This is a genomic window from Mycoplasma todarodis, assembly GCF_004335995.1.
In the GTDB taxonomy this organism is placed as follows: domain Bacteria; phylum Bacillota_I; class Bacilli_A; order Mycoplasmatales; family Metamycoplasmataceae; genus Mycoplasma_K; species Mycoplasma_K todarodis.
The window spans coordinates 1-12249 of sequence record NZ_PSZP01000046.1 but is presented as its reverse complement, the minus strand read 5'-3'; the positions used below and the strand labels follow the sequence as shown (position 1 = coordinate 12249).

Annotated in this window: 17 protein-coding genes; all 17 read left to right on the top strand. The window is 31.5% G+C overall.

Features of this window, described 5'->3' with window-relative positions; translation table 4 throughout:
* A partial coding sequence (locus C4B25_RS05075; RefSeq protein ID WP_131613860.1) for a 50S ribosomal protein L33 occupies positions 1-67 on the top strand: 67 nt, incomplete at its 5' end.
* A gap of 74 nt (positions 68-141) precedes the next feature.
* Positions 142-1176 carry an aminopeptidase P family protein gene (locus tag C4B25_RS04225; RefSeq protein WP_131613858.1) on the top strand — a complete coding sequence of 345 codons (1035 nt, stop codon included), beginning with the start codon at positions 142-144 and terminating at the stop codon, positions 1174-1176.
* A gap of 105 nt (positions 1177-1281) precedes the next feature.
* A complete protein-coding gene (locus C4B25_RS04220; protein ID WP_131613856.1) occupies positions 1282-1554 on the top strand; it encodes a hypothetical protein in 273 nt (90 codons plus the stop codon).
* Positions 1555-1680: 126 nt separating this feature from the next.
* Positions 1681-2241: an elongation factor P gene (gene efp, locus C4B25_RS04215; protein WP_131613854.1), complete on the top strand. Its 561-nt coding sequence runs from the start codon at positions 1681-1683 to the stop codon at positions 2239-2241.
* Entirely contained in the window at positions 2241-2546 is a 306-nt protein-coding gene (locus C4B25_RS04210; protein ID WP_131613852.1) for an MMB_0454 family protein, read from the top strand. Before efp ends, C4B25_RS04210 begins: the two co-directional genes overlap by 1 nt.
* Positions 2547-4379: a transketolase gene (locus C4B25_RS04205; protein ID WP_131613850.1), complete on the top strand. Its 1833-nt coding sequence runs from the start codon at positions 2547-2549 to the stop codon at positions 4377-4379.
* A gap of 59 nt (positions 4380-4438) precedes the next feature.
* A complete protein-coding gene (locus C4B25_RS04200; RefSeq protein ID WP_131613848.1) occupies positions 4439-4825 on the top strand; it encodes a transcription antitermination protein NusB in 387 nt (128 codons plus the stop codon).
* Positions 4809-5276 (top strand): hypothetical protein, encoded by a 468-nt coding sequence (locus C4B25_RS04195; protein ID WP_131613846.1) that lies wholly within the window; start codon positions 4809-4811, stop codon positions 5274-5276. Before C4B25_RS04200 ends, C4B25_RS04195 begins: the two co-directional genes overlap by 17 nt.
* On the top strand, positions 5276-5995 hold the full coding sequence (locus C4B25_RS04190; RefSeq protein WP_131613844.1) for a TlyA family RNA methyltransferase: 720 nt from the start codon (positions 5276-5278) through the stop codon (positions 5993-5995). The genes C4B25_RS04195 and C4B25_RS04190 overlap by 1 nt, the downstream gene beginning before the upstream one ends.
* A 2-nt stretch (positions 5996-5997) precedes the next feature.
* Complete coding sequence (locus C4B25_RS04185; RefSeq protein WP_131613842.1) at positions 5998-7140, top strand: aminotransferase class V-fold PLP-dependent enzyme; 1143 nt, start codon at positions 5998-6000, stop codon at positions 7138-7140.
* A gap of 7 nt (positions 7141-7147) precedes the next feature.
* Positions 7148-7543, top strand: a complete 396-nt coding sequence (locus C4B25_RS04180) for an iron-sulfur cluster assembly scaffold protein (RefSeq protein ID WP_131613840.1) — start codon at positions 7148-7150, stop codon at positions 7541-7543.
* Positions 7544-7588: 45 nt separating this feature from the next.
* Complete coding sequence (locus C4B25_RS04175) at positions 7589-8695, top strand: Y-family DNA polymerase (protein WP_131613838.1); 1107 nt, start codon at positions 7589-7591, stop codon at positions 8693-8695.
* Positions 8696-8913: 218 nt separating this feature from the next.
* Positions 8914-10038 carry a PTS sugar transporter subunit IIC gene (locus C4B25_RS04170; protein ID WP_131613836.1) on the top strand — a complete coding sequence of 375 codons (1125 nt, stop codon included), beginning with the start codon at positions 8914-8916 and terminating at the stop codon, positions 10036-10038.
* Positions 10028-11026 carry a nicotinate phosphoribosyltransferase gene (locus C4B25_RS04165; RefSeq protein ID WP_131613834.1) on the top strand — a complete coding sequence of 333 codons (999 nt, stop codon included), beginning with the start codon at positions 10028-10030 and terminating at the stop codon, positions 11024-11026. The genes C4B25_RS04170 and C4B25_RS04165 overlap by 11 nt, the downstream gene beginning before the upstream one ends.
* Positions 11027-11084: 58 nt before the next feature.
* Positions 11085-11360: a hypothetical protein gene (locus tag C4B25_RS04160; protein WP_131613832.1), complete on the top strand. Its 276-nt coding sequence runs from the start codon at positions 11085-11087 to the stop codon at positions 11358-11360.
* A gap of 78 nt (positions 11361-11438) precedes the next feature.
* On the top strand, positions 11439-11858 hold the full coding sequence (locus C4B25_RS04155; RefSeq protein ID WP_131613831.1) for a hypothetical protein: 420 nt from the start codon (positions 11439-11441) through the stop codon (positions 11856-11858).
* Between the two features lie 293 nt (positions 11859-12151).
* Positions 12152-12249: bL21 family ribosomal protein (locus tag C4B25_RS04150; RefSeq protein WP_210725184.1), on the top strand; the 98-nt coding region annotated here is incomplete at its 3' end.

Below are 12249 nucleotides of genomic sequence, written 5' to 3'. Positions count from 1 at the left end.
AAAACTTGAAGTTTCAAAACACTGTCACAAATGTAATACACACACAACACACAAAGAGAAAAAATAATTTTCTCTTTTTTTATACCCATTTTTTATTTAATGTAAAATTAAAGTAGTTATTAACACACTAAGGAGAAAAATATGAACAGAAAAGTAGTAGATAAACATTTTAATGAAAAAGATCTTGATGCAATAATCATTATGTCGGATCAAAATAGGTTCTGATATACAGGAGTTCAATCATCATATGGATTTTTATTCATAGAAAAAGATAGAGCTGATTTATTCGTGGATTCACGTTATATTATTTTAGCGAAAAATGAAGCGAAAAATGCTGACGTTAACTTATTGAAAGCTGGAGCATTAAAAGAATTTGCTGAAAAGAAAGAAACTAAATATAAAAAAGTTGCTTATGAATCTGATTATGTAACAATAGATCAATTAAATTTAGCGAAAGGGTTATTCCCGAATGCTGAATTTATAGCTGTGTCAGGGCAAGGTCTTAGAGATTATAAAACTGATGAAGAAGCTGCAAAAATTAGAGAAGCAGCGTTAATTGGTCTTAGATCATTTGAACAATTGAAACCAGAAATTGTTGCTGGAAAAACAGAGAAGGAATTAGCTGCTAAACTAGAATATTTATTCAAAATTAATGGAGCGACAAAAGAGGGATTTGACACAATTGTAGCATCAGGTTACAATGGTGCAAAACCACATGCAGTTCCTTCTGATAAAAAACTTGAAAATGGTGAATTATGTACATTTGACTTTGGAACAGTTTTTGAGGGATATATGTCAGACACAACAAGAACAATACAAATTGGTGAAGTTACAGATCCAAAACTTCTAGAAATCTATGAAATTGTTAAAGAAGCACAAAGAAGAGGGATTGAAGCTGTTAAACCAGGTATTACTGGAGCGGAAGTTGATAAAGTGTGTAGAGATTACATTACTGAAAAAGGATATGGAGAATACTTTGGTCACGGGACAGGACATGGTTTAGGAATTGATGTTCACGAATTACCTAATACAAATTCAGGTAACAATAATCCATTAGAACCAGGTCATGTTGTAACTGTTGAACCAGGTATTTACATTGAAGGACTTGGTGGAGTTAGGATTGAAGATGATGTTCTTGTAACTGAAACAGGATACAAAGTTCTTTCATATAAATAATTAATATATTAATAAAATTACATGTTGCAATGTAATTTTATTTTGGGATAATAATTTAAGAAAGTATAATTTGAAAACAATAATAAAAAAAGAAAGAAGGAAAAAATGATTTTTGTAATATTAGCAATTATTTTTGGTCTTGGTTGATTTGCTGCATGAATAACAGTATGAGTTAAAGGAACACAATCTCAAAATAACGTTATGGTTATTTTAGGAGGATTATTCACTCTAGGATTTATTGGTTTAGTTATCGCTTTAATCCAAACAAGTGGATGAAACAATAACAACGTTAATGCTGAATTGTATGCACAAAAACTAGAACTTGAAAGACAACGTAAAGAATTAGAAGAACAAAAGAAATCTCAAGATAAAGAATAATTAAAAAAAACACTGTTTCAGTGTTTTTTTATTGTTTTGGACAAACAAATAATTCCTTATTCATACAAGTAGAACCTTTTTATATATATTTAATATATAATGTATAGGAATATAAAAGGAGATAATATGATAGACGTAAATAAATTTAAACCAGGTATTTCTTTCCAAGACGGAAAAGAAATATTTGTAGTTGTTGAAGCACAACACTCAAAACAAGGTAGAGGACAAGCATCAGTTAAAGCAAAAATTAAGAACTTAAGAACAGGTGCAACAATCATGAAAACATGAACAGGTGGAGACAAAGTTAAGAAAGCTCACATCGACAAAAAAGATATGGATTACCTATACAACGATGGGACATCTGCAATTCTTATGGATCAAGAAACTTTTGAACAAGTTGAAATCCCAATGGAAAAAATCAAATGAGAAATGAACTTTATGACTGAGGGGAATAAAGTTATGGTTAGAGCATTTGAATCAGAAATTCTTGATATTGAATTACCAGCAAATATAGAATTAAAAGTTATAGAAGCACCAGACGCTGTTAAAGGTAATACTGCAAACAATCCTCAAAAATTTGTAAAGGTTGAAACAGGGTTTGAACTTGAAGCACCTATGTTTATAAAAGAAGGTCAAACAATAATTGTTGCAACTTCAACAGGTAAATACGCAGGGAGATCTAATTAATGGAATTCGTTACCGTTAACTATTCATTAAACCAAACATACAACGTTCACAAAAACGTATTTACACAAATCGTTGATAAGGTTGCTTCAAACTTTAAAAAGGAACTAAGAATCACAGAAGAAATTCAAGCGAATGTTATTAAAGGTGGGGAAGATATTGAATTTATAATTGAAATAGCCATCGACAAAACAGGTGACGCTTCAAAAATCATATTGGACTTTTCAAAAGCTATTGAAGAAAGAGTTGTAGACATCATAAACTCTAAGCCTTCAAATATTCAAATTAAACTAACAAGGAGATTTTAAATGAACGAACAATTAGCAATTAATACTTTAAAAGTAAATGGTGTTGCTGCCATTAATAAAGCAAACTCAGGACACCCGGGAATTGTGCTTGGTGCAGCTCCAATGGTTCACACATTATTTACAAAACACATGAACTTTGATCCAATGAATCCTTCATGAGTTAATAGAGATAGATTTATTCTATCAGCAGGACATGGTTCAGCATTATTGTATGCAGAACTTAGATTACTTAATCTTATCTCAGGGGAAGATTTACAAAACTTTAGACAATTAGGTTCATTAACACCGGGTCACCCAGAGTACAGACACACTAAAGGTGTAGAAGCTACAACTGGTCCGTTAGGTCAAGGTATTGCAATGGCAGTTGGTATGGCAGTTGCTGAAGAATCTCTAAGAGCTAAATTTTCAGAAATCAACCACAATGTTTACGTTATATGTGGTGATGGAGATTTACAAGAGGGTGTTGCTAATGAAGCATTATCATTCGCTGGTAGACAACAACTTTCAAAATTAATCGTTATGCATGATTCAAACGATGTTCAATTAGATACAGATGTTAAAGAAGTATTTAATGAAGATATTAAAGGTAAAATGGAAGCATTGGGATTCTTCTATCAACTTGTTAAGGAAAATACAGTTGAAGCTATAGATGCTGCTTTAATTAAAGCTAAAGCTTCATCAAAACCTTCATTTATTGAGGTTAAAACAATTATCGGTGAAGGTGCTACAAAACAAGGTACTTCAGCAGTCCATGGAGCACCACTTGGTGAAGATTTCGCTACAGTTAAGGAATCTTTAGGATGAACTCATGGTGATTTTGAAGTTCCAACAGAAGTAGAAGAACTTTATAAAGAAACAATTTTCAAAAGAGGGGCAGAAGCATTTTCAACTTTCAAACCTTCAAAAGGGTTAGAAAAATTCTTAAAAAACGAAGCTATTGAAATTAATATCGAAGTTGAAAAAGATACAGCAACTCGTGTTTCTTCAGGTTCAGTTATTCAACACTTAAATGATAACGTTGAACAATGAATTGGGGGTTCAGCTGATTTAGCTGGGTCAACAAAAGCTCTTGGAGCTGATGGGGTATTTTCAATTGAAAATAGAAAAGGTAGAAATATTTTATTTGGTGTTAGAGAATTTGCAATGGCCGCTATGGCAAATGGGATTGCTTTACACTCTAATTTCAAACCATTCGTTTCAACATTCTTTGTATTTTCAGATTATGCAAAACCAGCAATTAGATTAGCTTCATTGATGAAACTTCCAGTTACTTATGTATTTACACATGATTCTGTTTATGTTGGTGAAGATGGTCCAACACACGAACCAATTGAACATATTGCTATGTTTAGATCTTTACCTAACTTAAACTTTTTAAGACCTGCAGACGAGAAAGAAGTTGTTGGAGCTTATGAAATAGCTTTAAATTCAACTGAAACTCCAACTGTTATTGCGCTAACTAGACAAAATATTGTTTCTTTAAAAGAAACATCAAAATATGAAACAAAAAATGGTGCATATTACATCCACAAAACAGACTCTGAATGAACTATTGTCGCAACTGGTTCAGAAGTGGCTAATGCCCATGCAATAGGTGAAGAATTAAACATAAATGTTATTTCTATGCCTTGTGCTGAACTAGCTGATGTTACTTGAGATACTCAAAAAGCATTTACAATCGAAGCTGCTTCAACTTATGGTATGGCTAGTTTTGGTAAGTATAATTTTGGTATTGATAGATTCGGTGATTCAGGAAATGGTGATGCAGTTTATGCTTCATTAGGATTAGATAAAGAAACACTTAAAACAAAAATTAAATCAATCATTGGTTAATAACTCTAAAAATCACTAATAATGGTGATTTTTTTTAATTGTTGTATAATTCTTTTAATATGGCACAAACAAAATCAAGAATGAATGTAATTAATGTAATTTATGTTTCAGAATTAACAAATGAAAGACTTACAAAAGAAAGCATTAGAGAAGATTTCGATCTATCTGAAATTGAATTAAAATCATTAGATTGAATCATCACAAAATATGACGGACTTAAAAAATTACTTACTACATTCACAAAAGACAGTTGAACATGAACTAGGATGGCTCCACTTGAGAGAGCTATGCTACTTTTCGGTGCGTTTGAATTATCATTCCGTGATAAAAAAATCGTAATTAACGAATTAGTTATTTTATCTAAAGGTTATATTTCTGGAGAATCATACAAATTTATAAATGCAATTCTAGACAAGGTCGCAAACTACTATGAAACTAAAAAGTAAAACTTTAAATATCCTTAAAAAACAAGGGAAATTAAAAGATTATAATAACTTGTTCGCTAATAAGCAAACAAGATTTTTACTTACAAAAATAATAAATATTTTAAATCCAAATGCAAATCCAGATGAAACAGCTAAACTTGAAATGGGATTAATTAAAAATGAAGCTGATATGTATATTGAGGGTGCAAAAAAGATTATTGAAATAACTGGTGCCAATGAATATGAAGCGGCTGATTGAGAATCCTTTGGTAGATATTTATATTTTGTTTTCCAAACAGGTGTTTTTTATCACAATAAAAAAAACAATGTAGAAAATATATTTATTAATGGAGATTATGTTGAGTTGAATATCGAGAAAAAAATGTTATTCAACAAATTCGTCGATTCTTTAAAGGTGACTTCAATAGATCACAATCATTTAATAAAAGAAATACTTAAGGTGGTTTTATAATGAAAACAGCATTACAAATTATTATGGAATTAGGGTATACAAAAGACGAATCCGAAAAATTAATAAGGTCTGGTAAGGTGAAAATTAATGGAAATGATGCTTTTATTCCTTCTGAGAGGTTTAAAAAGGTTGGAGAAGTATTTATTAAGGATGTTAAAAAATGAGTTTCTAGAGGTGCATTTAAATTATTGGCTGCTTTTGAGGAGTTTAACTTGGATGTTTCAAACAAAGTTGGTCTTGATATTGGTTCTTCAACAGGGGGATTTACTGAAGTACTTTTAAATAAGGGTGCAAAAAAAGTTTATTCATTAGATGTTGGTACTAATCAATTAGATTTTTCATTGCGAAGACATGAAAAGGTTGTAGCTTTAGAAAAGACTAACCTCAAGAAAATTAACAAGGAAATGTTTGCAGAACCTGTGGAACTAGTTGTTACTGATGTTTCTTTCATTTCTTTGAAAGAGGTATTTAGAGTATTGGAAAATACATTAGAACAAGGTGTTCAATTAATGGCATTGATTAAACCACAATTTGAAGCATTTGCGGATCAAGTAGAAGAAGGTGGGTATGTTCCAGAACGTCTTCATCAAGAAATAATAGAGAGAGTTATTAAGCACTCAGAAGATTTTGGGTTTAAATATATAAACCATAAACCATCACCTATAAAAGGTAATAAGGCTAAAAACATAGAATATATTACATTATTTGAAAGGAAGTAAATATGAATAGAAAAGATTTTAAATTCCTAGAAGAAACAATTTATCTTGATAGTAGTGCAGGTGCACTTAAACCAAGACAAGTTATTGATGCTGGAGTGAACTTTTATGAAAATTATTCAATCAATCCCCATTCAGTTGATTCTAAGAAGGGTGTTTGACTTTCTCAAAGGATTCAAGAAATAAGAAAAGCAACTGCTGCTTTTTCGAATGCATCTTACGACGAAGTTATTTTTACATCTGGAACAACTGATGGTCTTAATAGGATTGCTGATATGTTGATTCATAAATTAAAAAAAGATGATGAAATTATTGTAACTTCTCTAAATCACGCAGCTAATGTTATTGTGTGAATTGAATTAGCGAAAAAAACAGGTGCTAAATTAATTTGATCAGAAACAATATTTGATGCGATCAATGAAAAAACAAAATTAATTGCATTAGCAGAAGTTAATAATACAATCGAAGTTGAAAGAGATATGGAGGAAATTTATTCTGTAGCTAACAAACAAGGTGTTCTTGTTGTGAATGATGCAGCACAATCTATTTCTCATAAACCAGTAAATTCAAAATGAGCAGACTTTACTGTTTATTCATCAAATAAGCTTTATGGACCAACGGGATTTGGTGTGATGATAATGTCTACCAAATTACAAAAGGAACTTCCATTAGTTAGATTCGGTGGAGGGGCAAACGCAACTTTTTCTAGAGAAAGTTGAATACCTCATGAGGGGTTTGCGTCAAGAGAGCCTGGTACACCTAATACGGCTGCGATTCTTATGCATGGTGCAGCACTTGACTATATCAATTCAATTGGTATGGAAAACATTATGAAACATGAGGATGAAATTGCTAAATATGCTTATGATAAAATCTCCACTATTGAAGATGTTAAGTTTGCCTCAAAAAGAGGGGATAAAAATATAATATTTAATATCGGTAATTTAAATTCACAAGATATAGTTTCATATCTTGGGCATAGAAATATCATCCTAAGAGCAGGTCAACATTGTGTCAGGTTAATTCAAGAAGCAACTGGAGAACCTTCATGAATGAGGGCTTCAATTGGTTTATATACTAATAAAACAGATATCGATAAAATGGTAGAAGAAATTAAAAACGGAGGTGATTTCCTTGACTTCATATAACGATCCAATGGTAAAAAGAAAAATCATAATGGAAAGGTATTCAAAACCAATCCACAAAGGAGAAATTCAAAACGCACAAATAATCGAAAGATTTTCAACTCAATGTGTAGATAAAATGAAACTATTCTTGCAATGAGAAGGGGATGTTTTAACAGATGTTAAACATGATTCTGTTGGGTGTGCAGTATTTATATCTTCTTTGGATTTATTCCTTGATTACATTAAGGGGAAAAATAAAGCTCAAATAGCTGAAATTGTAAAAAACTATGATGTTATGATCAACCAATCAGGAGACTATAATAAAGAACAATTAGGTAAACTTGTAATATTTGATAATGTCAAAACCCATCTTAACAGATTACTTTGTGCAAATATGATCTCTGAAGCATTAAAATCAATTTAATTAATAGCGTTTACGCTATTTTATTTTGTGGTTTATAATTACTTTATGAAAGTAATTTTCCACGTTGATGCTGATGCTTTTTTTGTATCTGCAAGCCAAACATTAAGACCAGAAACAAAAGGGAAACCTGTTGCAATTTCTGGTAAGAAAGGAAATTCAGTAATAGGTTCAGCGTCGTATGAAGCACGTGCAAAAGGAGTTACTTCAGCTATGGTTATAAAAGATGCTTTAAAGCTTTGTCCTGAGTTGATAATAATTCCAGGGGATTTTGAACTTTATGAAACTTTATCAAAAAGAATGTTTGAAATATTGAGTGTTAAATATACTAATGAAATCGAGATAACTTCTATCGATGAATGTTATGTTGATGTTACAGATATTTGAAAAAAATATAAATCAGCCTTTAATCTGGCAAGAGATATGCAAAAAACAATAGAGAAAGAATTAGGATTCACTATTTCGATTGGTATTTCCTATACAAAATGAATAGCTAAAATGTGTTCTGATATCAGGAAACCCGAGGGCATTACATCGGTGGGACCTAAACAATTAAAACAAATGATATGAGGATTATCCATTGAGAGTTATTGAGGTATCGGTAAAAAAACATGACCACTTTTGAAAGAAAATGGGATAAAAACTATTGGTGATTTAGCTAAGCTGAAACCAGAATCTGAATTAGCTATTACTTTTTTCAAAAATAGAGCTAAACACATAATTGATACAGCTTATGGTATTTCTTCGAATGTAGTTGATAACTCTAGAGTTAAGCATAAAGAGATTTCCAGTTCAAAAACACTCAAAGAAGGTTATTCAAATAATAGACAAGAAATTATTGAGACATTAAGGCAACTAACAGAGAAAGTCGCTAACACAGCAAGGCAAGAAGGGAAGATTGGGATGATGGTTGGTATTACTATGAAGAATACTAATTTTGTTGTTAAACAAAAACAAAAGAAAGTTAGAATCCCAGTTCAAGATTCGGAGGAGATATTCCCTATAGCTTTAAGTTTGTTTGACAAATATTGAAAGGGTGAAGATATAAGGTTGATAGGTATCAAAATAGGGCAAACTAAAAACATTGATAGTTGAACTTATCAACAATCATTCTTCGATGAACCAAGAGGTCCTAGAGTATGGCCGATCGTTTAAAGTAACACTTATGGGTGTTGCTTTTCAATTGTTCAATTTTAAGTTAATATTGTAAAAAAATATTATTTATTCTATTAAATTAATTATAATTAATTAGCAAACATTAGTTTGCAGTTTCCTGACTGAGTTAATTTAAAGTCTGAATATAGAAAATGCAACAGTGTTATCTGTAAATTTTCAACACAACTAAATAGCAGGAACATTTTACAAGGAGAAAAATGTTTAAAATTAATAAAACTTTTAATCAAAAAGAAGTTTGATTTAATTCGATGATCGGTATGACTTGTGGTTTTTTTGCCACCTTGATTTTAGGTACTATAATTGGTTTATTTGGTAAGATACCTAAGCTGCAGTTTATGTATGATATAAAGAATGTATTAACATACTCTGTTGGAATGGGTATAGGTATTGGAGTTGGTGTTAAATGTGGATTAAAACCTATGCAAATATTTGCTGTAGGAATTGCTTCTACATTAACTTCCATTTCAATGTTAGTTCCTCATTATTCCTTATCTACGCACACAATATCAACTACTAATGCACAATATGGTTTCTTTACTGTAACGCACTTACAAAAAGGTATTCCAGGCGATGTATTGGCATCATGACTGATAGCAGTAGTGATGGTTTATTTGTTTAAGTTCTTTGAATTCAAAACTTATGTAGATATATTCCTAATTCCGATATTTGGATTATTGATTGGGATGATGGCAGCTGGTTCGCTAACATTCCTAACTTCAGGATTACTGTCGGTGATAGAATTAATTACTGACTCATTAGCAAGAAGTTCGAAGGGGCTGAATATATTGGTGGCTCCTTTGATAGGGTTAATTATGGGTTCTGCACTAACCTTACCCACATCTTCAGCAGCAATAGCGATTATGGTGCATATGCACGGCGCTCCAGCATCGGCAGCGATGGCGGCGACATCAGCGCAAATGATTGCATTTGCTGTTTTGACATGGAAAGCAAATAAAAACATAGGTAAAACCTGTGCTGTTGGATTAGGTACATCCATGTTACATTTAAAAAATATAATAAAAAAACCAAAAATAATGATTATCCCAGTTGTCGCTTCTATGATTGCTGCCACATGTGCTGTTGCCTTACCAATAGAATTCCCTTCTGGAGACTTTGGGACACCTACATCAGGTATGGGTATGGCAGCTTTATATGGTCCGTTATTCACACTGTTTGAAAACGGGTGAACAAACTATTGAGCATGAATTCATATTATTATTATGCAACTTATGATACCTGTGATAATAACAATGGTGATGTGAAGTATTTTTAAAAAAATGAAATGAATAAATGAAAGTGAGTTGAAGCTATATGAATTATAAAAATGATGAAAAATATATCGCTAATTATTTCTTTAAAACACAAGCGATAATTAATAAGAATAAACCAGAAAGTATTGTAACTTTACAATTTTTTCAACGTAGTGATAATGTTGTTCTTTGTGGGATTAATGAGGTTTTAGAATTATTAGAAAAAAACACCGACACATCAAAATACAAAATCAAATATTTAAAAGAAGGTTCTTTGATAAACGGTAAAGAGGTTGTTCTTGAATTAGAGGGTAAATATTCTGAGTTTGGTATATATGAAGGAATGATCGATGGTATTTTAGCAAGACAAACTTCATTGGCAACTAATTCAAAAAGAATTAAGGATTTAACTAATAAAAAAGTTATATTCATGGGTGATAGGGCTGATCATTATTCAAATCAAATAAAAGACGGACATGCAATTAATTGTGGTGGAATTAAAACACAAGTAACACAGGCGCAAACTGAGTCGCATGGGGGTCAACCTGTCGGAACTGTACCTCATGCATTGATTCAAATGTTTAATGGAGATTTAATTAAAGCTTTAAAAGCATATAAAAATGCATTCCCAGATGAAGGGTTGGTAGCTTTGGTTGATTTCAATAATGATGTAATAAATGACACTTTGTTAGCGCTGAATGAATTTGGAAAAGACTTAAAAGCTGTAAGAGTTGACACTTCTGACGGAGTTTCTGATGCATACTTTAAAAACGATGAAGAATTTGGGGTTACTCCTAATTTAATTAAAGCATTAAGAAAAGCTATGGATGAAAATAATGGGGAACATGTTGAAATAATAGTATCCTCAGGGTTTAACGCTAATAAAATAAAACTATTTGAGGATGAGAAAACTCCTGTTGATGTCTATGGGGTAGGTGGTTCTTTATTAAAGATTAATTTAGGATTCACAGCTGACGCAGTTATTATCGATGGGGTTAAATGTGCTAAATTCGGAAGAGCATACAAAGAAAATAAAGAATTAATAAAATACACCAAATAGAATGGTGTTTTTTTACATTATTTTCATAAAGCATACATATATAAAAGGGAGGTGACATATGAAAAATGAATTTAAACCATTAACAAAAGAAGAAAGAGTTGAAGTGTATGGAGGGTTTGCGTGGATGGCAGCAATACCTTTGGTGATTTCAGCAGTACAAACAGCAGTTAGTTGTGGAGTTGCAATTTATCAAGCGGTACATCAAAAAACTGGGTCTGTTTCATTTGGGGGAAGTAGGACGATAACACAGAAATATCAAGCAAGTACAAATAACTCTTCTCAGCAAAAAACAAAGTTGCATAAAGTTAATGCAACTACGTTCACTGCATATTAAGTTAGAAAAACTTATCGCACAAACGTGCGATTTTTTATAAAGTTCCCCACATTTCCTTTATAATAAAAAAGTATCTTATTGAAACTGCTCTCAAGGAAAGGAACGGAAAAAATATTGATCAATAAACGAAAATGCTTAAGTTTAGGAACTTTAAGTGTTGCAGTTGTACCGCTAGCTTTCGCCATTTCATGTGGAATGCCAAACAAACACATGAAAAAAACCAAATTAAAAGACAGAACAGAAGCCAGCTACGACCCAAAAACGATAGGTCCAGAACATAAGTTGTTCCCACTTCGTAAAATTAAGAGGCATACAACCTCTTCATTTATATGAGTTAAAGGAATGACTTATGCACCTATTTCATCAAAAAAAGATGTCAAGCCAAATAAATTATATAAAAATAAGAATGAAGCAGACTATGGTAAAGGTTCAATAGGTATTGAACATATATTGACACCTTCAGGACACTCGATGAACAACAACCCATTTAAAGCCTAAACATAAAGAAAAAAGCCAAAAAACATAATACAAATAAGCGTGATTTAATTCATGCGTTTTGTATTATGTTTCTTTTTATGTGCTTAATCAAAGTAAAATAGAGAAGTAAAGCTAAATAATATCGAAGGAAAATACGTAGGAGTTAACTTGATACTGATAAATAGTTGTATATAATGAGCATTTTCACCATTTTTGCTATATAATAATTAAGTTGTTTCAAACAACCATACCAAAATGGCATTAAAGCATAGCGCCATCAGGGTGAGTCACATTCAAAAGGAGAACAAATAATTATGTTCGCAATCATTAAAACTGGTGGTAAACAAATTCTTGTTCAAAAAGACGATACTATCTTCATCGAAAAAGTTGAAGGTAAAGAAGGAGACAAAAT